This is a genomic window from Pectobacterium odoriferum, assembly GCF_009931295.1.
GTDB lineage: Bacteria > Pseudomonadota > Gammaproteobacteria > Enterobacterales > Enterobacteriaceae > Pectobacterium > Pectobacterium odoriferum.
Map to the genome: position 1 here is coordinate 1185101 of NZ_CP034938.1, position 25460 is coordinate 1210560.

The window sequence follows — 25460 nt, forward strand, 5'->3', positions numbered from 1 at the left end:
AATGGCACAAGCTCGTAGCCGTCGTTTACGTAAAAAACTTCACATTGATGAGTTTCAGGAATTAGGTTTTTCTGTCAGCTTCCGCTTTCCAGAAGGCACTAACGTCGAAGATATCGATAAGCTGATGGATAAGTTCGTTGACGACGTCATTGAACCACAAGGACTGGCATTCGAAGGCAGCGGTTATTTGCTCTGGGAAGGCCTGATCTGTCTGCAAAAAATCGGTCACTGCACCGAAGAGCATCGCCAACTGGTTAGCCGCTGGTTGGAAGAGCAGAAACTGACGGACGTGAAAGTCAGCAACCTGTTCGATATCTGGTGGGATCTGCCAGAACACCTGCTGTAATGTCGATTGAAATAAAAGCGTTGGTTTAAGCAAACGCTTTGATCTAAGCAAAAATGCCTGAGCTGATTCTGGCTCAGGCGTTATCCGCCTCATCAAAGGGCGGATTGCCGCTCTCCCGCCACTGCCGTTGTTTTCTTCAGGAGAAAATATGTCGCGTAAAATAACCTTGGGTTTATTGATGTTGCTGTCCTGGCAAGCGCAGGCGGCCTACCAGTGCAACGTGAATCCGCAGGACGACATCGTTATCAGTCCGCAACACGTACAGGTCGTGGGCGCCAGCGGCAATTTACAGCTTTCCCCGCAGGGCGACATCGTCCGTAACGGTACGCCACTGACCCTGAACGCCGAACAACGCCAGAAAGCCAAAGCCTATCAGGCGGATTTACGCCAGCAACTGCCGTGGATCGACCAGGGGGCGCAGCAGCATCTTGAAAAAGCGCGAGTTGCGCTGGATAACGTCATCGTGCAAGAGCTTGGCAGCGACAGCAATGTGCGCAATCGTCTGACTACGCTGGATAAACAGCTCAAGCAGCAGATGAACCGTATTATCGAACACCGCAGCGATGGCCTGACGTTCCACCATCAGGCGATTAAGCAAGTTGAGCAAGATGGCAAGCAGCTCGTGCAGCAAAGCATGGGCGGTGTCTTGCAGGACAGCCTGAACGAGATGGGCGTAAAACAGATGTCCAGCGGCGGCAACCCGCTACAGGCGATGATGGGTAACCTCGGCGGCTTGCAGAAAGCGATTCAGGCCGAGTGGAATAATCAGGAACTGGAGTTCCAGCGCTTCGGCAATGATGTATGTAGCCGCGTCACATCGCTGGAAAACCAGCGCAAGAGTCTGTTGCAGACGCTGAAGTAAGCGTGGTAATTCAGTACAGACAAAGAAAGAAAACCGAGCATTAGGTGATGCTCGGTTTTCTTGCGTTTACGGTGCTGGGAACGTGAAGCGACGGTGGATCGCTTCCAACTCGTCAAGAATCTCGCCGTCCAGCGTCAGGTTCTGGCTGTCGAGGTTGATTTGCAGCTGTTCCAGCGTCGTCGCGCCTAGCAGCGTGCTGGCGACGAACGGCTGCTGACGCACAAACGCTAATGCCATTTGCGCCGGATTCAGACCGTGCTTTTGCGCCAGCGCCACGTACTCGGCAACCGCTGCCTGAGCCTGTGGGCCGGTATAACGGGTGAAGCGGCTAAACAACGTGTTACGTGCATCGGCAGGTTTCGCGCCATTCAGGTATTTACCCGTCAGCGTACCGAACGCCAGTGACGAATAGGCGAGAAGTTCCACGCCTTCATGCTGGCTGATTTCCGCTAAGCCGACTTCAAAGCTGCGGTTCAGCAGGCTGTAGGGGTTCTGAATCGACACGATACGCGGCAGGTCATGTTTTTCCGCCAGATGCAGATAGCGCATCACGCCCCATGGGGTTTCGTTCGAGACACCGACGTAGCGGATCTTACCGGCACGCACTTGCTCATTCAGCGCTTCCAGCGTTTCCAGCAGCGTCACTACCGGTTTGTCATCGGTATATTGCGGTTTGTCATCAGTATATTGATAGTTCAGCTTGCCAAAGCAGTTGGTCTGGCGCTGTGGCCAATGCAACTGATAGAGATCGATATAGTCGGTGTTCAGGCGTTGCAGGCTGGCATCCAACGCAGCACGGATGTTTTTTCTGTCCAGCGCCTGCTGTGGCCGAATGCTGTGATCGTTTCCGCGCACGGGGCCGGAGACTTTACTGGCCACAATCAACTTTTCACGTCCGCCACGGGATTTCAGCCAGGAACCGATATAGCTCTCGGTTAGCCCCTGTGTTTCTGGGCGCGGAGGAACGGCGTACATTTCTGCTGTGTCAATCAGGTTAACACCTGCGGCAATGGCGTGATCTAACTGAGCATGAGCGTCTGCTTCGTTGTTCTGTTCGCCAAAGGTCATCGTACCAAGACCCAGCACGCTCACTTCTAAAGAACTATGGGGAATACGGTGATATTGCATTGCCAGCTTCCTTATGTCTGAAAATAGCAGGCGTATTTCCCGTCATTTCCGCATGATTTGCTGCGATTCCAAATGAGTTTGGGAAGACACACCTGAATTCGACTATAAACGAAGCCGTGGCGAGTGGGGAAGTCTCTTCTGTTGCTCTTCAGCAGGATTTTGCCGAAGAGCGTCGTTCGAGGGGGGAAATATCAGGCTGACGTTACCGTTAACGCTGTATGATCTGGGAGACTTGATCGCTGTTGATTTGTTTCTGATTACCTTGCTCATCGGTATAGCTGAGCAGCCCGGTATCTTTATCCAGCACGGGTTTTCCCTGCGTCAGGAGCATTTTCCCCTCTTTTGTCGCCATCACGTAGTCACTTGAACAGCCCGCCAGAATGAATAATAACGCCAGTGTGATTGCCATTTTCATCCGTACTTTCATCATATTACCCGTTAATAAATGCAAAATCTTAAAGTGAGTCTAGCAAATGGTTGCGGGGGATAACGTAGGAATAATGGAAAAAATGTGTTTGGAGGGAATTAATGTTGTGTAATCAGGCGGCGGGTCGCCGCCTGATTAGTGCGCCTTTATCGTCAGCGCTTGTTATGTGACGATCAGTGCGCTGCTTTTTCTTTTTTACTGCGCAGCAGGTTCAACGCCTCGACGGACATCGAGAAGAACATGGCGAAGTAGATGTAGCCTTTCGGTACGTGAACGTCGAAGCTTTCCAGAATTAGGGTGAACCCGACCAGAATCAGGAACGACAAGGCCAGCATTTTGACGGACGGGTGACGTTCGACAAACTCGCCGATAGGGCGCGCAGAGAACATCATCACGAGAACGGCGATAATAACCGCTGCCATCATAATAAACAGATGGTCAGACAGGCCGACGGCGGTGATAACTGAATCCAGGCTGAAGATGATATCCAGCATCATGATCTGCACAATCGCGCCAAAGAAAGAGTACACCTTAGAAGTATGGTCTTCTGAACCGCCTTCGACGGTTTCGTGAATTTCCATACTCGATTTCCAGATCAGGAAGAGTCCCCCGAAGAACAGGATCAGATCGCGTGTGGAAATTTCATTGCCTGCGACGGTAAACAGTGGGTCGGTCAGACGCATGACCCAGGCAATAGAAGCGAGCAGTCCCAAACGCATTAACATTGCACCCATCAACCCGATACGGCGAGCTTTATTTTGCTGGGCTTTAGGCAGTTTGGCGACAACCAGAGACAGGAAGATAATGTTATCGATCCCAAGAACGATTTCCAGAATAGTCAGTGTTCCCAATGCTAACCATGCGTTCGGATCAACAATCCAATCAAACATTATATCAATACACCTTAAACGAAACGTAAACGATATTATACTCTGCCAGCTCGGGGCGTAGGCAAGCGAAAGTATGATGCCGTGAAAATATACTCGTCATGCTTCGCATTGCAGCCGTGTGCTGGCATCCCTTTTGCTCTGGTTTTTTACTCTGGCTCGGCGTCAGGCTTTCCCAGATCGACTCCCTTGTCGCACGATTGTTGCGTAATAGCGTGCGGCGTATAAGGCTAGTGTACGATGAAGCATACTGCTAATAGAACATCGCGCTAATGAAACTCAGCTACTGAGCTGCATAAAGTGGCGAGCCAATAGCGGTGCGGTGAAGGTTTTTTTCAGGTAGAACCCGCGCGGTAAGGTCAGAATTGGTTGACCAAATTCGCCAATCGCTTCGGTTAATGCCCGGCTATTTGCCGCTTTGGGGCGCAGTTGCAGCACTTCTCCATGTCGGGCGGTGATACTTTCTACCCGGCCAAGCACGATCAGGTCCATCAACTCTTCCCAATCGCAGCGCAGCTGTTCCTCTTCCTCTTCATTGGGGCTCCAGATCAGCGGCGTGCCAATACGGCGTTCCCCCAGCGGAATGTGCCGCGAGCCTTCCACCGGAATCCACAGTACCCGAGCGAGCTTGTGTCGTACGTGGCTGCTTTCCCACGTGACGCCGCTGTTGCCTGTCAACGGTGCGACGCAGACGAACGTGGTTTCCAGTGGTTTGCCCTGTTCATCAATAGGAATGGTTTTTAGCTCAACACCGATGTCGGGGAAATCCTGCTCGGGCTTGCTGCCTGCACTTGCACCCAGAAAACGCTCCAGCAAGATACCAATCCAGCCTTTATCACGTTTCAGGTTGGCGGGAAGGGGCAGGCGAGCGATGTCCGCTAATTCCGCGAGATTATAACCTGCGAGGGATTGCGCGCGCTCCAGCAACGTGTGCTCACTTGGCGGCGCAGTCGTGTGAACCGTGGGTGAATTCATAGCGTATAGCCCGATATTTTTCCGCTCAAAAAAAATACAATAAGTGGAGGGTACCAATGCACAGCCTGCAAGACTGTGGAGAAAAACAATAATAGCATGATTCGTAGCGCTTTTTTTTAGTGTGATGGCGATCACTTAGAATCGTTTTGCAAACTGTGCACGTATAGCCACCGACAATAAACAGGATCTTACACTAGGTTATCCACAGATTTCTTGGATAACCCACATAAACATGAATTACTGGTTCGATTTACAGCCTTGACGCCTGGCCTTTTTGCTGTTTTTGCCTATTTATTGCCTGACTTTGAGGCATTCCCTGTGGATAAAGTCGGCGTAGTGCGATCTTTCGCCAATCTTGCGTTGTATGCCATTTGAACAAAAGATAAGGCTTCGCCATTTCAAGTAAAAGGGTTTGTAATTTTATGAATAAAAAGCACTATTTTTTAATTCGCAGTAATATTTTTTCTTCATGAAAAATGAGTTTTACTCACTTCTTCATGGGTTCTGCACAAAGATGTCCACAGAAAAAGTGAATAAATTGCAGATTCTGGTCTTCACATGTTTATAACTTTGATCTTATCTGTGGGTTATCTTACTTTTATTCGAATCACATGCTTTCTAAGCAGTGGTTTACCGCCTGACGGGAGTGTGAAACAATCAGGTCATCTTTGCATTGATGTTTATCGAGGTAGTCCGGTGATCGATGATGATGGCTACCGCCCAAACGTTGGTATTGTAATTTGTAATCGGCAGGGGCAGGTGATGTGGGCCCGGCGCTATGGTCAGCACTCCTGGCAGTTTCCGCAGGGGGGATTAACCCCGGTGAAAGTGCTGAGCAGGCGATGTACCGCGAACTGTTTGAAGAAGTCGGGTTAAGAAAAAAGGATGTGCGCGTATTGGCATCTACCCGTAACTGGTTACGCTATAAATTACCAAAGCGTTTGGTGCGTTGGGATACAAAACCGGTCTGTATCGGCCAAAAGCAGAAATGGTTTTTGCTACAGTTGATGTGTAATGAGTCGGATATCAATATGCAGAGCAGCGGCACGCCGGAATTTGATGGCTGGCGCTGGGTGAGTTACTGGTATCCGGTACGTCAGGTCGTCTCTTTTAAGCGAGATGTGTATCGTCGCGTGATGAAGGAATTTATCAACCCGGTGATACTGCTTCAGGAGAGTGTTGCGGCTCGGGTGGTTACCCCATCCGGTCCTCGGCGAAAAAGAGGGTAATTCAGGCACATTATGCTCACGCGCTTGCGAGAAATTGTCGAAAACGTTGCGGCAACGGCCCGACTTAGTGATGCGCTGGACATTCTGGTCAATGAGACCTGTCAGGCTATGGACACGGAAGTCTGTTCCATTTATCTGGCCGATCACGATCGTCAATGTTATTACCTGATGGCAACGCGCGGGTTGAAAAAACCGCGCGGGCGCACGGTTACGCTGGCGTTTGGGCAAGGTATTGTCGGGTTGGTCGGTCAACGTGCTGAGCCCATCAATCTGGCCGATGCTCGCGCACACCCCAGTTTCAAATATATCCCCGCCGTGAAAGAGCAACATTTCCGCTCTTTTCTTGGCGTTCCCATTATCTACCGTCGCCACCTGCTGGGCGTACTGGTGGTGCAGCAGCGTGAACATCGTCAGTTTGATAAAAACGAAGAATCGTTCATGGTGACGCTGGCCACGCAGATGGCCGCTATTCTTTCCCTTTCGCAGATAAAAACGCTCTTCGGTCAATACCGCCAGACGCGCGTTAAGGCGCTAGTGGCTGCACCGGGGGTGGCGATTGCCCCCGGCTGGCAGGATTGTACCCAGCCTTCTCTGGAACAGGTTTTCCCCGCGTCGAGTCTGGACAGCGAGCGTGAGCGCTCCCGTTTAACGCAGGCGTTGGAAGAGGCCACGGCGGAATTCCGTCGCTTCAGCAAGCGGTTTAGCGCCAGCGCGCAGAAAGAGAGCGCGGCGATTTTCGATTTGTATTCGCACTTGCTGAATGATGCGCGGCTCAAGCGAGAACTCTTTCAGGAAGTGGATGCGGGCAATGCCGCTGAGTGGGCCGTAAAGCTGGTGATCGAGCGCTTTGCCGCGCAGTTCACCAATTTGCAGGACACCTACTTACGCGAGCGTGCCAGCGATCTGCGCGCGTTGGGGCAACGGCTGCTGTTTCATCTCGACGATAACGCGCAAATCATGGGGCAATGGCCTGAGCGCTTTATCCTCGTAGCGGACGAATTAACAGCAACGTTGCTGGCGGAACTGCCGCCGGATCGGTTGGCCGGTGTTGTCGTGTATGACGGCGCTGCCAATTCGCATGCGGCGATTCTCGTCCGAGCGATGGGCATTCCGACGCTGGTGGGGGCGGACATTCAGCCTGACATGCTGCATCAGCGCCTGCTGATCATTGACGGCTATCGCGGCGAGCTGCTGGTCGATCCTGAACCGGTGTTGGTACAGGAATATCAGCGCCTGCTGACGGAAGAAAACGAGCTGACCCGCCTGGCCGAAGGCGAAATGGAGCAGCCTGCCGTGCTGAAAAGCGGTGAGCGCATTCAGGTCATGCTAAATGCAGGGCTCAGCGCTGAACACGAAAAAAGCTTTATCAATCAGGTCGATGGCGTGGGGCTGTACCGCACGGAAATTCCCTTTATGCTACAAAGCGGCTTTCCGTCCGAAGATGAGCAGATGGCGCAATATCAAAGTATGTTGGCGCTTTATCCTACGCGCCCTGTGATGTTGCGCACGTTGGATATCGGCGCAGATAAGCCGCTGCCTTATCTGCCTATCAGCGAAGAGAACCCGTGTCTCGGCTGGCGCGGCATTCGTATTACGCTCGATCAGCCTGAAATCTTTCTGATTCAGGTGCGCGCCATGCTGCGTGCCAACGCGCATAGTGGCAACCTCAACATCCTGCTGCCGATGATCAGCAGTCTGGATGAAATCAGCGAAGCGCGTCGCCTGATCGATCAGGCCGCAGGCGAAGTGGAAGAGTTATTGGGCTTCCCGCAGCCCAAGCCGCGAATTGGGATCATGATTGAAGTCCCGTCGATGCTGTTCCTGCTCCCCCATCTGGCTTCTCGCATCGATTTTGTTTCGGTTGGCACCAACGATCTGACGCAGTATTTGCTGGCAGTAGATCGTAACAACGCTCACGTGGCATCGCTTTATGACAGCCTGCACCCTTCTATGTTGCACGCGTTGAATATGATCGCCGTCGAGTGCGAGCGGCATAACATTCCGCTTTCCGTGTGCGGCGAAATGGCGGGAGAAGCGCTTGGCGCACTGCTGCTGACCGGGCTGGGCTATCGCTCGTTCAGCATGAACGGACGTAGCGTGGCGCGAATTAAATATCTGCTGCGCCAAATTACGCTGACTGAATCGCAGGCGTTGGTGAAGCAATTGCTGAATGCACAGAGCGCGACGGAAGTCCGACAGTGGGCGGCGATTTTCATGGAAGAGCGCGGATTGGGCGGCTTGATTCGCGGTGGGCGCTAATTCGTCGCGGTGCGATAGTGGCGGATACATCAAGATGTCATTGCGAGTAAATGTTTAACAACGACTCAATGTTTTACAGAACTTTTCCCCTCAGCAAGCAACGAGCGCGGGTGCGTATGCTATGATTCGCCACCGCGGTTCGCAGGAACGGATTCATTCTCCTGCCTTTTGCCTATCAATGACGATCCCGAAAGCAGGGATAACACAATAAAATATGTGGTGAATGATGACGACAAGCTATCTGGCGTTTCCTCAGTTTGATCCAGTGATTTTCTCAATTGGCCCGTTGGCGCTGCACTGGTATGGGCTGATGTATCTGGTGGGTTTTGTATTTGCCATGTGGTTAGCGGTGCGTCGGGCGAATAAACCGGGTAGCGGTTGGACCAAAGATGAAGTCGAAAACCTGCTGTATATGGGGTTCCTTGGGGTCTTCGTCGGCGGGCGTCTGGGCTATGTCCTGTTTTATGCCTTCCCGTCATTTCTTGAAAACCCGCTCTACCTTTTCAAAGTCTGGGACGGTGGCATGTCGTTCCACGGCGGCTTAATGGGCGTGATCTGCGTCATGCTGTGGTTCGCTCATCGCACTAAACGCCATTTCTTCCAGGTTGCTGATTTTATTGCTCCTTTGATTCCTTTCGGGCTTGGTGCAGGCCGGTTGGGCAATTTCATCAACGGCGAACTGTGGGGACGCGTGACGACGGATACACCGTGGGCGATGCTGTTTCCTGGCTCGCGTGGCGAAGATATGATGCTGGCCGTCAGCAACCCGCAGTGGCAGGCGATTTTCAATCAGTATGGCATGCTGCCGCGTCATCCTTCCCAACTGTATCAAATGATGCTGGAAGGTGTGGCACTGTTTATCATTCTGAATCTCTTTATCCGTAAATCTCGGCCGATGGGCAGCGTCTCGGGACTTTTCCTGATTGGTTACGGTACGTTCCGAATTATTACCGAATTCTTCCGTCAGCCGGATGCGCAACTGGGGCTGTTCGGCGACCTGTTCAGCATGGGACAAATCCTGTCACTGCCGATGGTGATCGCCGGTATTCTGATGATGGTCTGGGCCTATCGCCGTCAGCCTGCACAGCAATAATCCGCTGTCCTTCTTTAATTTTTGTGGTGAGGTAGTATGAAACAGTATCTGGATCTGATGAAGAAAGTGCTTGAAGAAGGCACGCCGAAAGCCGACCGCACTGGCACGGGCACGCGTTCTATTTTCGGCCATCAGATGCGTTTCAACTTGCAGGACGGGTTTCCGCTGGTTACCACCAAAAAATGCCACCTGCGTTCGATTATCCATGAACTGCTCTGGTTCCTGAATGGCGATACCAATGTTGCTTATCTGCATGAAAACAAAGTCAGTATTTGGGACGAATGGGCGGATGAGAACGGTAATTTGGGGCCGGTTTACGGTAAACAGTGGCGTTCATGGGGAGCCGCAGACGGTCGTGAGATCGACCAGTTGAAGAATGTCCTGACCCAGTTGAGACAGGATCCAGATTCTCGCCGTATTATCGTGTCTGCCTGGAACGTGGGTGAGCTGGACAAAATGGCGCTGGCACCGTGCCATGCGTTTTTCCAGTTCTACGTGGCGGATGGCAAACTCTCTTGCCAGCTTTATCAGCGCTCGTGCGATATCTTCCTCGGCCTGCCGTTCAACATCGCCAGCTATGCGCTGCTGGTGCATATGGTGGCGCAGCAGTGCGATCTCGACGTTGGTGATTTCGTTTGGACCGGTGGCGACACGCATCTGTACAACAACCATCTGGAACAGACGAATTTACAGTTGAGCCGTGAACCGCGCGCGCTGCCTAAACTGGTGATTAAGCGCCGCCCGGATACGCTGTTCGACTATCGCTTCGAGGACTTTGAAATTGAGGGATACGATCCGCATCCCGCCATCAAAGCACCGGTTGCGATCTAAGCCTCTCCCATGTTTTTCAGGGCCGCGTAATGCGGCCTTTTTTATTTCTCTTCGCGCTGTGCGCCTGTTGCTTCCTGAATCGGCCCTGAGTGAGAATTAATCGTTTCGAATATTGCGATTTTCGTTTATTTCGATTATCATTATTTTTAACGATGTTAGCCCTTGGAGCTGATATCGCTACTCTGTAACGAACTAACAAACTGAAGAACGCTGGAATACTTGATGAAAAATACTCCTCTAAATAGTTTGAGCCTTCCGGCTCCAAAAGAAATGGAGGCCGCTATCCGTGGACAAAGGCAGCTTGCAACCTACCTGTCTACGAAGCTGGAAACACAGGAAATTTCGATTCAGGATGCGCATGACATTGCCCATCGGATCGAGTTGCCTACCTCGGCACTCACGCTTCTGATGAGCATCCTTGGCGAACTGGCTGCGGGCAACGCTGTCCAGATTGTCCCTGTGCAAGCTGAGTTAACGACACAAGAAGCGGCAAATATTCTGAATGTTTCACGGCCACATATGGTGAAGCTTTTGGAAGAAGGGCATCTTCCTTTCCATAAAACAGGTCGTCATCGCCGCGTGCTTTTTGCTGATTTGATGCAATACAAAGAACAGCGTGAAAATGAAAGTATGCAAGCCATGCAGGAGCTGACAGATCGAAGTCAGGAGCTCGGGTTTTACTAATGAATCATTCACCTTATCCCGTCGTACTTGATGCATGTGTAATCTATCCATCTTTGCTACGGGATTTGCTCATGCATCTTGGTTTAACGGGGTTATATCAGCCAAAATGGACGGCAAAAATTCAGGAAGAGTGGCAGCGAAATTTGTTGCTAAATAACGCTGACGTAACGATAGATAAGCTCAGAAATATTGAGCATCTGATGAATAAGGCATTACCTGATGCCAATGTGACTGGATACGAGCAACTTATCTCTGCTCTGGTTTTACCTGATGCGGATGATCGACATGTATTGGCAGCGGCGATACGCGCTAATGCAGAAGTTATCGTCACTGCGAATCTGAAAGACTTTCCTGCAACGGCACTTTTGGAATTTGGAGTGGAAGCCATGCATCCAGACGAATTCATTGCCGATTTATTTGATCTCAATTCTGCTCTGGTGCTTAAAGCTGTTCGCACTTCGCGCACTGCCTTCAGAAAGCCTCCGTTTGATGTAGACGAATATCTGGATTGTCTCCTGCGTCAGGGGTTACCAATGACGGTAAAAGAACTGGACGCGTATCGATCGCTGATTTAACGACCTACCCTACCAGACGGCGTCTTCCATACAGGCTGGCGCCGTTTTTTCATTGTACTTTCCTCATCCCCCCGCACGCTTTTTTTGTTGTTACATCGTTGCAGTAAAACATTGCGAGTCGCCGCGTATAACGTCGTTAACACGCTGTTTTTACTGATAAGACTCATTATCCTGACGCCATGAAAACAGATAATCGACAACGGCGAGGGTTTACCTTGCTTGAATTATTGGTGGTGCTGACGATTGTGGCGCTAATGGCGGGTGGCGGCCTGCATGGCTGGATTCAGTATCAGCAGGCAATTCGTCTGGAGCAGAGTGCCCAGCAACTGCTGGACTTTTTGAGTCGGGTTCAGGCGAATGCCTACTGGCATAACGAAACCCGCACAGCGAAGCTCATACCGCAGGGAGAATTATGGTGCATGGTGGCAGGGCAGAATGAAAAGCAGGCAGAGGATTCGTGCCGTGAGAACCATCCGGGACAGTTCGTTCGCCGCACGCAGGATGTGGTGTTGGCAAAGTTCACAAGCAACGTTTTTACGTTCTTTGGCTTGCGTAACGCGGCACAGGCTGGACACATCTCGTTGTCGAATTCTGCGGGTCAGCTACGCCTCATCATCTCGGTGAGAGGACGCCTGCGTCTGTGCAGCGAGTCGCAGGCTGTTCTGGCGATTCCCCTATGCTGAAACAGATCGTGTGGAGGCAACGAAGGCTGAGGGGTAAGCAGCGCGGCTTCACTCTGCCGGAAATCCTGTTAGCGCTGAGCTTAGGTAGCCTGATTATGCTGTCGGCGGCACAGTTGTACCCTCTGCTGCGTAGTCAAAGTCAGGACAGCGCACAGCTTTTCCGGCTGGAGCAGCTCTTCAGTCAGGTCGCAATGGGAATTGAGAAAGACATCCGTCGGGCAGGTTTTTGTGCGGGAACCTGTCAGGGAAAGGCGATCAGCCTGGGGAGTTATCCAGGAGAGGCAGAAAACAGCTGTCTGAATGTTTCTTACGATCTGAACCGAAATGGGGTTTGGGATGGTGGGGAACAGCAGGATGCCGAGTCTTTTGGCTATCGTCTGCGCGGTCGGTCATTGGAAATTCAGAGCGGAGCGCATAACTGTCAGGGCGACAGGTGGGAGAAGCTGTTTGATCCGCAGGAGGTGGTACTCACGGTGTTCCGGTTACAGCGTCTGTCTGCGAAAAATAATGCGGCGTTGTATGAATTACAACTGGCCGGTTATTGGGCCAAACGTCCTGCCGTTCAGCAGCATACCACTCGACTTATTCTTGGTCGTAACCAATGAAAAAAGGACATCAGGAGGGAAGTGGAACACTGGCTATGGTGCTGCTCATCGCCATTATCGGCCTGCTGTTGATGTCCGGTTTGCAACGCCAGCTTGATACTGCCATTCAGGTGGGGAACGATGAGCGACACTATCTGCGAGCGTTCAATCAGGCATTGTCCTCGCTGAACTGGGGAAGAGGGCAGCGTTGGGCCACGTTAACGGAAAGCTGGCAGTGTCAGCAGTTGTCGGCAGAACAGCTTGTGGTATGCCTGCGTGCGGCCTCGGATGGGGAACAAGGATTACTGCGTGGCGAAGGGGCTCTTCCCACTTCGGCGCGACCGTTGAGACTCTACCAACGCGTGTCCTTTTCGGGACTGTCGTCGGGCCAGATTGCGATTCAACCATTGGGCAACGGCTGGTTAGACTTTTGCCCAGATAAAGATGTCGCACGCTGTGATGCAACGGAGTAGCGCAATGAACAGCAGGCTCAGGAGTCGTCAATCTGGTTTCAGCCTGCCGGAGACGCTGGTGGCGGCACTGCTGTTCGCCGTGTCGCTGATGGGGCTACTGCAATATCACCAGATTTTGCAGCAGTCATTTCAGCACCAGTTGCAGCAGCGTCAGGCTTGGCGGTTTGCGATGCAACAGTTGGAGGCCTATGAAGCGGATATGCCGTATCACCCGTCCGATCTGGATAATATTGCGTCTCTTGCGAGTAAAAATTGGCAGTTTAGTGTATCGGAGCAGCGACAGAATGCAGAATGCCGTCAGGTAACGGCAAGAGTCATGACGCCACGCCGCTATCAGGCTACACTAAACCGTTGGTTTTGCCTGTCATCGCCTGTTGGGTAGGCATACTTGGGTAAACCATGAATGATCAATCGTAAGCAGCGGTAGCAGGAGCCAGAATGTTTAGAATCTATCACTCCAATCAGTTGGATATCTTGAAAAGACTGATGGTTGAGCTGATAAAACGTCAGCCGCTTGCAGATCCCTTCCAGCAGGAAGTGATTTTGGTGCAAAGCCCGGGGATGGCGCAGTGGCTGCAAATTGAACTGGCTGGACATTTCGGCATTGCTGCCAATATTCAATTCCCGCTGCCCGGTGTTTTTTTGTGGAATATGTGTCGCCACGTGCTGCCGGATATTCCAAAAGAAAGCGCTTTCAGCAAGGATGTGATGACGTGGAAGCTCATGCATTTGCTGCCCGATTTGTTGGCACAGCCTGATTTTGCGGCCCTTAACCACTATTTGCAGGATGACGATAACCAGCGCAAGCTGCATCAGCTTGCCGGACGCGTAGCGGATCTTTTCGATCAATATCTGATTTATCGTCCTGAGTGGATCAAGGCATGGCAAGAAGGGAAACAGGTTGACGGTCTCGGTGGCAACCAACTGTGGCAATCGGCGCTGTGGCGTGCGTTGGTTGACTACACTCGCGAACTGGCGCAGCCCGAATGGCACCATGCGATTCTGTATCAGCGCTTTATCAATGCGCTAGAGCAGGCAAAATCGTGCCCGAAAGACTTGCCGCCACGCGTTTTTATCTGCGGCATTTCGGCGTTACCCCCTATCTATTTACAGGCGTTGAACGCGCTGGCGCAGCATATTGATGTGCATCTGCTATTTACCAATCCCTGTCGCCATTACTGGAGTGACATTCAGGATTATAAATTTCTGGCGAAGCTAAAAGCCCGCCACCGTCGCCTACATCGCTTTGGCGGCGAGCAGACTGATGAAACCCGCGCGTTATTTCGCGATCCCTTACTGGCAGAAACGTTGTTCAACGACGATGGTAAACAGTCGGTTAATAATCCGCTGTTGGCATCGTGGGGAAAGCTGGGGCGCGATAACCTTTATCTGCTGGCTGAGTTGGATAGCGTGCAGGAAATCGACGCCTTTGTTGAGTCGGATGGTGAAAACCTGCTGCAAACCTTGCAGCGCGACATTCTTGAGCTGGAAGACCACGCGGTGGTGGCCGTCAGCCACGACACGCAGAACACCAGCATGCAAAAACGCCTGCTGGCTCTCGACGATCGTTCGATTGATTTTCACGCCTGCCATAGTCCGCAGCGTGAGGTTGAAGTGCTTCACGATCGTCTGCTGGCCATGATGGCCGACGATCCTGAGCTGATGCCGCGCGACGTTATTGTGATGATGGCGGATATCGACAGCTATACGCCGTTTATTCAGGCGGTGTTTGGTAATGCGCCGGATAACCGCTATCTGCCTTTTGCCATCTCCGATCAGCGTGCGCGACATGCGCATCCCGCATTGCAGGCGGTAATCAGCCTGCTGGATTTACCAACGAGCCGTTTTACGGCAGAACAGGTTCTGGCGTTGCTTGAAGTGCCCGCGCTGGCTGCACGTTTTGGTATTCAGGAAGAAGGGCTACGGCGTCTGCGCCTGTGGGTTGTGGAATCAGGCGTGCGCTGGGGATTGGATGACGACAACGTGCGCGATCTGATGCTGCCGCCAACGGGGCAACATACGTGGCGTTTCGGTCTCACGAGAATGCTGCTGGGCTATGCGATGGACAGCCAGGTCGGCGACTGGCAGGGCGTACTGCCTTACGATGAATCCAGCGGCCTGATTGCCGAACTGGCTGGTCAACTGGCCGAACTGCTGATGCAGATCCACCATTGGCGTCAGCGTCTGTCCCAGCCACGTGTGCTTGTTGACTGGTTACCGCTGTGTCGAGAGCTGATCGAAACCTTCTTTGATGCTGACAGCGAGACCGAAGCGGCGCTGGCATTGGTGGAAAAACAGTGGCAGTACGTAATTGGTATGGGCACGATGGCGCATTATCCGCAACAGGTACCGATATCCCGGTTACGTGATGAACTGTCGCGGCGTCTCGATCAGGAGCGACTCAGCCAGCGTTTTCTGGCCGGTTCGATCAACTTTTGTACGCTGATGCCCATGCGTTCCATCCCGTTCAAGGTCGTGTGTTTGTTGGGTATGAATGACGGTATTTATCCCCGAACGCTGCCGCCACTCGGGTTCGATCTGATGGGGCGGAAAATCAAGCGCGGCGATCGTAGCCGACGTGACGATGACCGCTATCTGTTTCTTGAGGCGCTCCTGTCGGCGCAGCACAAACTCTATATCAGCTATATCGGGCGCTCGATCCAGGATAATACGCGTCGCTATCCTTCCGTATTGGTCAGCGAACTGACGGAATATATTGCACAAAGTTACGTCCTGCCGGGTGATGAAGCGCTGGATATCGATAGCAGCGCGGAGCGCGTGGTGAAGCACCTTTGCCGCGAACATAGCCGGATGCCTTTTGATGCGAATAACTTCCTGTCTTCACCTCAGCCGTTGAGCTTTGCGGCAGAGTGGCTGGCGGCGGCGAACCAAAAAGGGGAAGCTCAGCCTGATTTCGATCGTGAAGCGCTGTCCGAAAGAGCGAGTGATAGGGATGTCAGTCTGGACGATCTGAAGCGTTTTTATCGTCATCCTGTGCGAGCCTTTTTTCAACTGCGGCTTGGCGTGAGTTTTATGCTGCACAGCGATGAGCTGTTGGATGAAGAGCCCTTTGTAGTTGATAGCCTTAACCGCTATCAGTTGAATAGCGAATTGCTTAATACCTTGATTCATGAAGGCGATACGGAAAAACTGTATCGCCGTGCCAGAGCCGCGGGTGAACTGCCCTATGGCGCGTTCGGCGAAATTTACTGGCAGGAACAACAGCAGGAGATGGCGCAGTTGGCTGTGCGTGTACGCGATGAATTAACGCTTTCGCTGTCGGTGAGTCGGGAAGTGGATATCCTCCTTGACGGCGTGCGCGTTAGTGGCTGGCTGAATCAGGTTCAGCCGGATGGTTTGCTGCGCTGGCGTCCTGGCACACTTTCGATGAAGGATGGCATTACGCTGTGGTTGGAACATCTGGCCTACTGTGCAACGGGCGGGCAGGGCGAAAGCCGGCTGTATGGGCGGGAAGACACGGTGTGGCGCTTTGCTGCCTTGTCGGAAGCACACGCCAGAGAACATCTGGCTGTCATGCTTGATGGATATCGTCAGGGAATGAGCAAGCCGCTGTTATTGCTAAATAAAGCAGGGAGCGCCTGGCTGGCTGAATGTTATGATCGTGAAAGCGATAGCCTGCGGGTGGATGAGGACGCGCAGAACAAAGCGCGCACCCGGTTACTGCAAGCCTGGCAGGGCAACATGGGCATGCGGGGTGAAGGTGAGGATTATTACCTGCAACGCATTATTCGTGAGTTGGATGAAAAGCGAATGAATGAGGTGATTGAAGCGGCGCAAATCTGGCTACTGCCACCGTTCCGCTTTAATCTGGCTTGATGGGCTTGTTTTGGATGATGCCCGAATAGATTTCGAGGTGCGAGAAGATAACGCACTGCAACGTGAAAAGTGATGGATATGAGGTTGGAGAATTGCATGCGTAAACAGTGGGTCTGGATTACCGGGTGGTTTCTTTTATTCACATTCTGGCTTCCGGCGAGTTGGGCTGAGACGGGCTGGCAGCCGCTGGCTCAGACGATTCGAAAAAGCGAAAAAGATCCGCGGCAATATCAGGCGATCAAACTGGATAACGAAATGACCGTTCTGCTGGTTTCCGATCCACAGGCACCCAAATCGTTGGCATCACTGGCGCTGCCTATTGGCTCGCTGGACGATCCCAATAATCAACTGGGATTAGCGCATTACCTCGAACACATGGTGCTGATGGGATCGAAACGTTACCCAGAGCCAGAGGCGCTGTCCGAATTTTTGAAAAAGCATGGCGGTAGCCACAATGCCAGCACGGCGTCTTACCGCACGGCGTTTTATCTGGAAGTGGAAAATGATGCGCTGCGACCCGCCGTGGATCGGATGGCGGATGCAATTGCGGAGCCGCTGCTCGACCCGGTGAATGCCGATCGCGAGCGTAACGCAGTCAATGCGGAATTAACGATGGCGCGTTCGCGCGACGGTCACCGCATGGCGCAGGTGGGGGCAGAGACGCTGAACCCAGCGCACCCGAGCGCGCGTTTTTCGGGGGGCAATCTTGAAACCCTGAGCGATAAACCCGACAGTAAACTGCATGATGAGCTGGTGAAGTTCTATCAGAAATACTACTCAGCCAACCTGATGAAAGGGGTGATTTACAGTAATCAACCTCTGCCTGAACTGGCGACGCTGGCGGTCGACACATTCGGGCGCATTCCCAATCACAATGCCAGCATCCCTGCGGTTACCGTTCCTGTGGCGACGGAAAAGCAGCGTGGCGTAATGATTCACTATGTTCCTGCTCAGCCGAGAAAGCAGCTGCGCATTGAGTTTCGCGTCAGCGATATTAGCCAAGCATTTCGCAGCAAGACGGATACCTACATTAGCTATCTGATCGGCAACCGCAGCCAGAATACGCTCTCTGACTGGTTGCAAAAGGAAGGGCTGGTTGAGTCTATCGGCGCAGGTTCTTCGCCGATCATCGACCGTAACGGCGGCATGTTCGCTATTTCAGCCTCGCTGACCGATAAAGGTCTGGCACAGCGTGATGACGTGATTGCAGCCATATTCCGTTACCTGCAACAAATCCGCACCGAAGGGATTCAGCAGCGCTATTTTGATGAGATCGCGCATGTTCTGGATCTGGATTTCCGCTATCCGTCCATCAGCCGTGATATGGACTACATCGAATGGTTGGTTGATACCATGCTGAGCGTGCCGGTCGAACATACGCTGGATGCCCAGTATGTTGCCGATCGCTACGATCCGAAGGCTATCGCTGCACGACTGGACGAGATGACGCCGCAGAACGCGCGCGTCTGGGTCATCAGCCCAAATGAGCCGCATAATAAAGTGGCCTACTTTGTCGATGCGCCGTACGAGATGAATAAAATCCCGTCAGCAACATTCGCAAAATGGAAAACGCTGGGGCAGAAAATGTCACTGTCGTTGCCGACGATCAATCCCTATATCCCGGATGATTTCTCCCTGATCAAAGCCGATAAGGCGATGACCAAACCGACGCTCCTGCTGAATCAGCCAGGGCTGCGCGTGCTGTATATGCCAAGCCACTACTTCGCTGATGAACCGAAAGCAGAAATCACGCTGTTCCTGCGTAATCAGGAAGCGCGCAGTACCGCCCGTAATCAGGTGCTGTTTGCGTTAAACGATTATCTGGCAGGTCTGGCGCTGGATGAACTCAGCTATCAGGCTTCGATCGGCGGCATCAGTTTCTCCACCCGCAGCAATGATGGTCTGGTGATTAGCGCCAATGGCTATACCCAGCATTTGCCACGGTTGCTGCTGACGTTGGCGGATGGCTACGCCTCCTTTACCTCGACGGAAGCACAGTTGGAGCAGGCGAAATCCTGGTACATACAGCAGTTGGATGCGGTAGAGAAATCAAAAGCCTTTGAACAGGCGTTACAGCCGGTTCAGGCGATATCGCAATTGCCTTACTTTGAGCGCGCAGAACGTCGTAACCTGCTGAAGGATATCCGTTTACAGGACGTCGTTAACTACCGCAAAGACCTGCTGCAAAAAGCCACACCGGAAATGCTGGTCGTCGGCAATCTGACTCCAGATCGAGTCACCGAGCTAGCAAACACGCTGAAAACGCATCTGAAGGCTGGTGGCGACAATCTGTCGCGCAGCGATGATGTCAAAGTCAGTAAGCCGCAGCTTGCTAATCTGCAACGTCCGGGAAGCAGCACGGATTCTGCGTTAGCGGCAGTGTATGTCCCGACGGGGTATTCGGAAACGGAAAGTATGGCGTATAGCTCGGTGCTGGGGCAGATCGTTCAGCCTTGGTTCTATAGCCAACTGAGAACGGAAGAGCAACTGGGTTACGCGGTGTTTGCCTTCCCTACGACGGTTGGTCGACAGATGGGCATCGCCTTCCTGCTGCAAAGCAACAGCAAACAGCCTGCTTATCTGTATCAGCGTTATGAAGATTTTTACCTGAAAGCGCAAAAACGACTGCGTGAGATGAGTGAAGAAGAGTTCACGCAGTATAAGCAAGGCGTGATGAATGAACTGAGCCAGCGCCCGCAAACATTGGGCGAAGAGGCCAGCCGACTGCGTCGCGATCTGGATCAGGAAAACTTCGCTTTTGATTCACGCGAGAAACTGCTCGAACAAATCAAACCGCTGACGGTGGCGCAACTGGCAGACTTCTTCCAGCAGGCGCTGAAGCCTGAAGGCCTGGCTATTCTGTCGCAGGTTTCCGGTAGCCATCATGGTAAAGCCGACTATGCCGCACCGAAAGGATGGCATACCTACGCGGATGCGTCTTCATTGCAGAAAACGTTACCGCGTGAGAAAGCGCCCACGATGATCCCTGCGCCAGCAGCATCGGAAGCTGTCGGTAAGGTTTCAGCAGAATGAAAAATGCCGCGCCGCAATCATTAGACGTCATGACGTTGCCGCTCCTGGGGGAGCGGTTGATTGAGGCGTCGGCCGGAACGGGAAAAACCTATACGCTGGCTGCGCTTTACCTGCGTCTGTTGCTAGGGCTGGGCAAGCAAGCCGCGTATCCACGTCCGCTGCTGGTCGAGGAAATTCTGGTTGTGACCTTTACGGAGGCCGCGACCGAAGAACTGCGGGAGCGTATTCGTGCCAGAATCCACGCTTTGCGCATCGCCTGCCTGCGTAAAAGCGCGCAGGGTGAAGAGGCGGAGAAGCCTAAAGATACTTCGCTAGGGCAGTTGCTGGCGGAGATTTCGGACCACCGCGATGCGGCGGATGTCTTACTGGCGGCCGAACGACAAATGGACGAAGCGGCGATCTACACGATCCATGGCTTCTGCCAGCGTATGCTCAGTACCAATGCGTTTGAATCCGGCGTGCTTTTTGAACAGGTGCTGATAGAAGATGAACAGCCGCTGCGCCGTCAGGCCTGCGCCGATTTCTGGCGTCGTTATTGTTATCCGCTGCCGGTAGAAGTTGCACGGATTGTCGGTCTGGAGTGGAAAGGGCCGGAAAGCCTGCTGGCCGATCTGGCTCCTTATCTACATGGTGAAGCGCCTGCGTTCCGCTTGCCGCCAGAAGAAGATGAAACGCTGCTGAGTCGACATGAGAAGATCGTGGTGACGATCGACGCGTACAAACAACGCTGGCTGGCGTCAGCAGCGGATCTGGAAGCGTTGATTAGCGCTTCTGGTGTCGATAAACGCAGCTACAGCAGTAAGCATCTTCCCAACTGGCTACAGAAAGTTACGCTGTGGGCAGAGCAGCCAACGCTGGATTATCAACTGCCGAAAGATCTGGTGAGATTTGCCCAGCAAACGCTAATAGAGAAAACGAAGAAAGGCGAGCCGCCTGTTCATGCCCTCTTTGAGGAGACCGAACGGCTGCTTGAAGCGCCGCTGTCGCTGCGTGATGTAGTCATTGTCCGTGCGCTGTCGGCGATCCGGGAGTCGGTGCGTGAGGAAAAACGGCAGCGTGCAGAACTGGGATTTGACGATCTGCTGAGCCGTCTGGATGTTGCGTTGCAACAGCCGGGTGGGGAACAGCTTGCCAGCGCCATTCGCGAACGCTATCCGGTGGCGATGATCGATGAGTTTCAGGATACCGACCCCCAGCAGTACCGTATTTTCCGAACGCTGTACGTCGGGCAGTCGCAGTGTGGGCTGCTGCTGATCGGTGACCCTAAGCAGGCTATTTATGCGTTTCGCGGTGCGGATATTTTTACCTATATGCACGCACGCGGAGAGGTGGCTGCACAGTATACGCTGGGCACGAACTGGCGCTCGTCACACCAGATGGTACGCGGCGTTAACCGCTTGTTTGAACGACTGGAAAATCCTTTTATTTTCCAAAACATCCCTTTTCTGCCAGTCAAGCCGGCTGAATCTAAGCGCGGTTTGGTGTTTGAGGTCGCGGGGCAGCCTCAGCCTGCGCTGCAATTCTGGCTAACGGGTTCAGAACCGATTGGCGTAGGGGATTATCAGCAGCGGATGGCGCGTCAGTGTGCGGCGCAGATTCGTGACTGGCTGGCAGCCAGCCAGCGTAACGAAGCCTGGCTGATCACCGACGATTCTCGCCGTTTGGTCAGGGCATCTGACATGAGCGTGCTGGTGCGTAGCCGACGTGAAGCTTCGCTGATTCGTGACGCGCTGAGCCGTTTGTCCATTCCTTCGGTGTATCTGTCAAATCGCGACAGCGTATTCAGCACGCCGGAAGCCAGCGATATGTTGTGGCTGTTGCAGGCGGTGCTGGCACCGGAACAGGAGCGCACGTTACGCAGTGCTATGGCGACGGCCTTGATGGGACTGGATGCCGAACAGGTTGATGCATTAGGGCAAAGCGAAGCCGCATGGGATGCACTGGTGGATGAATTTGCGGGCTACCGTGCTCTGTGGCGTCAGCGCGGCGTGTTGCCGATGCTGCGGGCGTTGATGAGTCAACATCAGTTGGCGGAGAACCTGCTGGCGAGTGCGGAGGGCGAACGCCGGATTACCGATATTTTGCACATCGGTGAATTATTGCAGGATGCTTCGGCAACGCTTGATAGCGAACATGCGCTGGTGCGCTGGCTATCACAACAAATTGTTCAACCTAATCCGCAGGCAGAGAATCAGCAGCTACGTTTGGAAAGCGATCGTCATTTGGTACAGATCGTGACGATCCACAAGTCGAAAGGACTCGAATACCCGCTGGTATGGCTGCCTTTCATCAGTAACTTCCGCGTGCAGGATCAGGGCGTTTATCACGATCGCGAGAGCTATCAGGCCGTGTTGGATCTGCAAAATAATGAAGAAAGTCAGACGCTGGCGGAAGAAGAGCGGCTGGCGGAAGATTTACGTTTGCTGTATGTCGCGCTGACCCGTTCTATCTATCACTGTAGCGTGGGCGTCGCCCCCGTTCAGCGATCGCGTAAGAAAGACGGCAGCAGCGATATGCACCAGAGCGCGCTGGGCTATTTACTCCAACGTGGCAAAGAGGCCGAGGCAGCAACGTTAGTCAGCGAGCTGGAAGGCATGGTTGGCGACGGTGTCGCATTAACACCGCTACAGGCAACGGAAGAACAGCGTTGGCAGCCAGATAGACCAGAATTGGCCGAGCTGCGGGCTCGTCACATTGAACGCCAACTACGCGACGGCTGGCGAGTAACCAGCTATTCGGGGCTTCAGCAACATGGTTCTGCAAGCGCACAGGATCTGGTGCCGCGTCTGGATATCGAAGCGATAGGCGAGCGTCAGGAAGCGGATGAAACCCAACTGACACCGCATACGTTTCCACGTGGCGCGAGTCCGGGAACGTTTTTGCATAGCCTGTTTGAAACGCTGGATTTCACTCAGCCCGTTGAGGATGACTGGCTGGCTGAGCAGTTGCAGCTACAGGGATTTGAAGCGCACTGGCATCCTGTATTGAAGACGTGGATGGATACGCTGTTGCATACGTCGCTTAACGATCAAGGGATTATGCTGTCAGCGCTGGATAACGCCGATAAACAGGCCGAATTACAGTTCTACATACCGATTGACGCACCAATACAGGCGGCGCAGCTCGATCGGTTGGCAAAGCATCACGATCCGCTATCCGCGCGGTGTCCGACGCTCTCTTTTCAGCAGGTGAAAGGCATGCTGAAAGGGTTTATCGATCTGGTGTTCCGCTGGGAAGGGCGCTATTACCTGCTGGACTATAAATCCAACTGGCTCGGCCCTGATGCCAGCGCGTACACCCAAACGGCCATGATGCAGTCGATGGCCGAACACCGCTACGACCTGCAATACCAGCTCTACACGCTGGCTTTGCACCGCTATCTACGTCATCGCATTGCGGATTATGACTATGAGCGCCATTTTGGCGGGGTGTTTTATCTGTTTTTACGCGGCGTTGAAGCGTCGAATCCCGGCAATGGCATCTTTACTTTTCGCCCCTCGGCTGAATTTGTTTTTGGGCTGGATGCGCTTTTTAAGGGAAAGACACCTGACGATGCTGATACAGGAATTCCCTCATGATTGCGTTACTTGAAACGGCACTGGCGCGGCGGTTGCTGCGCCCGCTGGATGTTCAGTTCGCCAGAATGCTGGCGGATGAGACGCAGCCCGATCTGCTGTTGGCTGCCGCCTGCCTGAGTGCGCACTCGGGGGCGGGGCATGTGTGTTTACCGCTGGAGAACTTGCAGGCGCAGACGCTGTTTGATGGCCGTGAGTCTGAACTGGCGCAACAGTTGCTTGCGGGGACAGGACTAAACACGGTTGCCGCATGGCAGCCGCGTTTACTGGCGTCCGATGCTGTCAGCGACGGCAGCCAGCCGACGCCGCTGGTGTTGCAAGGAGAAAAGCTGTATTTACAGCGCAACTGGCAGAGTGAAGGCCGCGTGGCGCGGTTTATCGCCAGCGAGCGCGATACGATCCCCGTCGATGAACCTGCAATTCGAGCGGTTTTGGATCGGTTGTTTCCTGACACGGACGAAGAGATTAACTGGCAGAAGGTGGCCGCGGCTGTCGCGTTGACGCGCCGCATTGCGGTTATTTCTGGCGGGCCGGGAACGGGGAAAACCACGACGGTGGCTAAGTTGTTAGCGGCGCTGATTGAGCTGAATACGGGAGACGCGTTACGTATTCAACTGGCTGCGCCGACCGGGAAAGCGGCTGCGCGGCTCACGGAGTCGCTGGGGCAGGCCCTGCACCGTCTGGTGGTGGATCCTCGGTTGCGGGAAGCGTTTCCGCAGGAAGCGACAACGCTGCATCGCCTTTTGGGGGCGGTGACAGACAGCCAGCGCCTGCGTCACCATCAGGACAACCCGCTGCATTTGGATGTGCTGATTGTGGATGAGGCATCGATGGTCGATCTGCCGATGATGGCGAATGTGATTGCCGCGCTTCCGCCACACGCCAGAATTATCTTTCTGGGCGACCGCGATCAACTGGCGTCCGTCGAGGCGGGGGCGGTGTTAGGTGACATCTGTCGTTTTGCCGAAGCTGGCTATAGCCGTGCGCGAGCGCAACAGTTGCAACGCCTGACGGGCTGTTCGCTGGATGAAAACGGCCCTGAAGGGCCGTCGACGGTCAGTGACAGTATTTGTCTGTTACGCCGGAGCTACCGTTTCGATCCGCATTCCGGTATTGGACAACTGGCGCTGGCGGTCAACGGCGGTGATGATGCTCGCGTGCGTGCCGTGCTGAACGGTGAGTTTGCTGACATCACGTGTAGCCCGTTAACCGAGGCTGAAGAGTATCAGGCCATGCTGGCACGGTGTGTCGAAGGGTATCGTGATTATCTACAGCTTGTTGCGGCGGGTGCAACGCCAGATGCCGTGCTGCTTGCTTTCCAGCGTTATCGCCAACTGTGTGCGTTGCGTGAAGGGCCGTTTGGCGTAGCAGGACTGAATCAGCGCATCGAGCAGGCTTTGCATCAGGCAGGGCTGATTCAGCGCAGTCGTAATCCGCTTAACCGCTGGTATCCCGGCCGGCCGGTCATGATTGAACGTAACGATGCCGCATTGGGTCTGTTCAATGGTGACATCGGTATCGCCATGATAGGGGAAAGCGGGGAGCTGCGCGTATTTTTCCCCTTGCCGAATGGCGAAACCAAAGACGTTACGCCAAGCCGTCTGCCGCCGCATGACACGGCCTATGCGATGACGGTGCATAAATCGCAGGGATCGGAGTTCGATCATACGGCGCTGGTGCTGCCGAACCACTATTTACCGGTGTTGACGCGAGAGCTGGTGTATACCGCTATCACGCGTGCGCGCCAGCGTTTGTCACTCTATACCGATGTCCGCATTCTCTGCCGGGCGGTGAAAACGCCAACGCAGCGCTATAGCGGCTTGGGAGAGAGGATTAGCGTATTTATTAATGGCGCGCGCTTCTGCTAGTAAGACGTCATTCAGTTAGGGAATGACGATGCGCAGCGGGTGTGAATCGCGTTGGAAAATTGGTACAGATACCTCTGTCTGATGGCTTATTGAAATGAACGACGTCGAACC

General features: G+C 53.4%; 19 protein-coding genes and 1 pseudogene. 16 read left to right on the top strand and 4 right to left on the bottom strand.

What is annotated here, in order from left to right; genetic code table 11:
• Nucleotide 1: 1 nt before the first annotated feature.
• Both EO763_RS05290 and EO763_RS05295 read left to right on the top strand, forming a co-directional pair.
• Nucleotides 2–346 (top strand): YggL family protein, encoded by a 345-nt coding sequence (locus EO763_RS05290; protein WP_161528322.1) that lies wholly within the window; start codon nt 2–4, stop codon nt 344–346.
• A gap of 148 nt (nt 347–494) precedes the next feature.
• Nucleotides 495–1208, top strand: a complete 714-nt coding sequence (locus EO763_RS05295) for a YggN family protein (RefSeq protein WP_039490339.1) — start codon at nt 495–497, stop codon at nt 1206–1208.
• A gap of 66 nt (nt 1209–1274) precedes the next feature.
• On the opposite strand, the gene EO763_RS05300 is transcribed toward EO763_RS05295, so the two are convergent.
• The 4 genes from EO763_RS05300 to mutH form a co-directional block, all read right to left on the bottom strand.
• Nucleotides 1275–2336, bottom strand: coding sequence for an NADP(H)-dependent aldo-keto reductase (locus EO763_RS05300; protein ID WP_161528323.1), 1062 nt, complete (start codon nt 2334–2336; stop codon nt 1275–1277).
• Nucleotides 2337–2544: 208 nt separating this feature from the next.
• On the bottom strand, nt 2545–2763 hold the full coding sequence (locus tag EO763_RS05305; protein ID WP_208852005.1) for a YgdI/YgdR family lipoprotein: 219 nt from the start codon (nt 2761–2763) through the stop codon (nt 2545–2547).
• Nucleotides 2764–2936: 173 nt separating this feature from the next.
• The gene (locus EO763_RS05310) at nt 2937–3653 is read right to left on the bottom strand and encodes a TerC family protein (RefSeq protein ID WP_010299690.1); all 717 of its coding nucleotides are present in this window, start codon (nt 3651–3653) and stop codon (nt 2937–2939) included.
• Between the two features lie 276 nt (nt 3654–3929).
• Nucleotides 3930–4625, bottom strand: a complete 696-nt coding sequence (gene mutH / locus EO763_RS05315; protein ID WP_010282867.1) for a DNA mismatch repair endonuclease MutH — start codon at nt 4623–4625, stop codon at nt 3930–3932.
• A gap of 696 nt (nt 4626–5321) precedes the next feature.
• Between mutH and rppH the strand changes: the two are divergent.
• The 14 genes and pseudogenes from rppH to recD all read left to right on the top strand — a co-directional run bounded on the left by rppH (nt 5322) and on the right by recD (nt 25349).
• A pseudogene (rppH, locus tag EO763_RS05320) lies at nt 5322–5854 on the top strand (RNA pyrophosphohydrolase).
• Between the two features lie 12 nt (nt 5855–5866).
• Nucleotides 5867–8113, top strand: a complete 2247-nt coding sequence (gene ptsP / locus EO763_RS05325; protein ID WP_161528325.1) for a phosphoenolpyruvate--protein phosphotransferase — start codon at nt 5867–5869, stop codon at nt 8111–8113.
• 226 nt (nt 8114–8339) lie between these two features.
• Nucleotides 8340–9206 (top strand): prolipoprotein diacylglyceryl transferase, encoded by an 867-nt coding sequence (gene lgt / locus EO763_RS05330; protein ID WP_039490611.1) that lies wholly within the window; start codon nt 8340–8342, stop codon nt 9204–9206.
• A gap of 36 nt (nt 9207–9242) precedes the next feature.
• Complete coding sequence (gene thyA, locus EO763_RS05335; protein ID WP_010299697.1) at nt 9243–10037, top strand: thymidylate synthase; 795 nt, start codon at nt 9243–9245, stop codon at nt 10035–10037.
• Nucleotides 10038–10259: 222 nt separating this feature from the next.
• Nucleotides 10260–10721: a helix-turn-helix domain-containing protein gene (locus EO763_RS05340; protein ID WP_039497370.1), complete on the top strand. Its 462-nt coding sequence runs from the start codon at nt 10260–10262 to the stop codon at nt 10719–10721.
• The gene (locus EO763_RS05345; protein WP_161528326.1) at nt 10721–11296 is read left to right on the top strand and encodes a PIN domain-containing protein; all 576 of its coding nucleotides are present in this window, start codon (nt 10721–10723) and stop codon (nt 11294–11296) included. Before EO763_RS05340 ends, EO763_RS05345 begins: the two co-directional genes overlap by 1 nt.
• A 179-nt stretch (nt 11297–11475) precedes the next feature.
• Nucleotides 11476–11979, top strand: coding sequence for a prepilin peptidase-dependent protein (locus tag EO763_RS05350; protein ID WP_161528327.1), 504 nt, complete (start codon nt 11476–11478; stop codon nt 11977–11979).
• Nucleotides 11973–12584: a prepilin peptidase-dependent protein gene (locus EO763_RS05355; RefSeq protein ID WP_161528328.1), complete on the top strand. Its 612-nt coding sequence runs from the start codon at nt 11973–11975 to the stop codon at nt 12582–12584. Before EO763_RS05350 ends, EO763_RS05355 begins: the two co-directional genes overlap by 7 nt.
• On the top strand, nt 12581–13036 hold the full coding sequence (locus EO763_RS05360; protein ID WP_208851985.1) for a YgdB family protein: 456 nt from the start codon (nt 12581–12583) through the stop codon (nt 13034–13036). Before EO763_RS05355 ends, EO763_RS05360 begins: the two co-directional genes overlap by 4 nt.
• Nucleotides 13023–13418, top strand: a complete 396-nt coding sequence (locus EO763_RS05365; protein ID WP_161530343.1) for a prepilin-type N-terminal cleavage/methylation domain-containing protein — start codon at nt 13023–13025, stop codon at nt 13416–13418. The genes EO763_RS05360 and EO763_RS05365 overlap by 14 nt, the downstream gene beginning before the upstream one ends.
• A gap of 56 nt (nt 13419–13474) precedes the next feature.
• Complete coding sequence (gene recC, locus EO763_RS05370; protein WP_161528329.1) at nt 13475–16873, top strand: exodeoxyribonuclease V subunit gamma; 3399 nt, start codon at nt 13475–13477, stop codon at nt 16871–16873.
• 96 nt (nt 16874–16969) lie between these two features.
• Nucleotides 16970–19906: a pitrilysin gene (gene ptrA / locus EO763_RS05375; protein WP_161528330.1), complete on the top strand. Its 2937-nt coding sequence runs from the start codon at nt 16970–16972 to the stop codon at nt 19904–19906.
• Nucleotides 19903–23484 carry an exodeoxyribonuclease V subunit beta gene (gene recB, locus EO763_RS05380; RefSeq protein WP_161528331.1) on the top strand — a complete coding sequence of 1194 codons (3582 nt, stop codon included), beginning with the start codon at nt 19903–19905 and terminating at the stop codon, nt 23482–23484. The genes ptrA and recB overlap by 4 nt, the downstream gene beginning before the upstream one ends.
• Complete coding sequence (recD, locus tag EO763_RS05385) at nt 23481–25349, top strand: exodeoxyribonuclease V subunit alpha (protein ID WP_161528332.1); 1869 nt, start codon at nt 23481–23483, stop codon at nt 25347–25349. Before recB ends, recD begins: the two co-directional genes overlap by 4 nt.
• The last annotated feature ends 111 nt before the right edge of the window (nt 25350–25460 follow it).

Excerpts from the sequence above, each read along its gene's own strand:
- EO763_RS05290 (WP_161528322.1), top strand. The coding sequence starts at position 2 with ATGGCACAAGCTCGTAGCCGTCGTTTACGTAAAAAACTTCACATTGAT.
- EO763_RS05295 (WP_039490339.1), top strand. The coding sequence starts at position 495 with ATGTCGCGTAAAATAACCTTGGGTTTATTGATGTTGCTGTCCTGGCAA.
- EO763_RS05300 (WP_161528323.1), bottom strand. The coding sequence starts at position 2,336 with ATGCAATATCACCGTATTCCCCATAGTTCTTTAGAAGTGAGCGTGCTG.
- EO763_RS05305 (WP_208852005.1), bottom strand. The coding sequence starts at position 2,763 with ATGAAAGTACGGATGAAAATGGCAATCACACTGGCGTTATTATTCATT.
- EO763_RS05310 (WP_010299690.1), bottom strand. The coding sequence starts at position 3,653 with ATGTTTGATTGGATTGTTGATCCGAACGCATGGTTAGCATTGGGAACA.
- mutH (WP_010282867.1), bottom strand. The coding sequence starts at position 4,625 with ATGAATTCACCCACGGTTCACACGACTGCGCCGCCAAGTGAGCACACG.
- ptsP (WP_161528325.1), top strand. The coding sequence starts at position 5,867 with ATGCTCACGCGCTTGCGAGAAATTGTCGAAAACGTTGCGGCAACGGCC.
- lgt (WP_039490611.1), top strand. The coding sequence starts at position 8,340 with ATGACGACAAGCTATCTGGCGTTTCCTCAGTTTGATCCAGTGATTTTC.
- thyA (WP_010299697.1), top strand. The coding sequence starts at position 9,243 with ATGAAACAGTATCTGGATCTGATGAAGAAAGTGCTTGAAGAAGGCACG.
- EO763_RS05340 (WP_039497370.1), top strand. The coding sequence starts at position 10,260 with ATGAAAAATACTCCTCTAAATAGTTTGAGCCTTCCGGCTCCAAAAGAA.
- EO763_RS05345 (WP_161528326.1), top strand. The coding sequence starts at position 10,721 with ATGAATCATTCACCTTATCCCGTCGTACTTGATGCATGTGTAATCTAT.
- EO763_RS05350 (WP_161528327.1), top strand. The coding sequence starts at position 11,476 with ATGAAAACAGATAATCGACAACGGCGAGGGTTTACCTTGCTTGAATTA.
- EO763_RS05355 (WP_161528328.1), top strand. The coding sequence starts at position 11,973 with ATGCTGAAACAGATCGTGTGGAGGCAACGAAGGCTGAGGGGTAAGCAG.
- EO763_RS05360 (WP_208851985.1), top strand. The coding sequence starts at position 12,581 with ATGAAAAAAGGACATCAGGAGGGAAGTGGAACACTGGCTATGGTGCTG.
- EO763_RS05365 (WP_161530343.1), top strand. The coding sequence starts at position 13,023 with ATGCAACGGAGTAGCGCAATGAACAGCAGGCTCAGGAGTCGTCAATCT.
- recC (WP_161528329.1), top strand. The coding sequence starts at position 13,475 with ATGTTTAGAATCTATCACTCCAATCAGTTGGATATCTTGAAAAGACTG.
- ptrA (WP_161528330.1), top strand. The coding sequence starts at position 16,970 with ATGCGTAAACAGTGGGTCTGGATTACCGGGTGGTTTCTTTTATTCACA.
- recB (WP_161528331.1), top strand. The coding sequence starts at position 19,903 with ATGAAAAATGCCGCGCCGCAATCATTAGACGTCATGACGTTGCCGCTC.
- recD (WP_161528332.1), top strand. The coding sequence starts at position 23,481 with ATGATTGCGTTACTTGAAACGGCACTGGCGCGGCGGTTGCTGCGCCCG.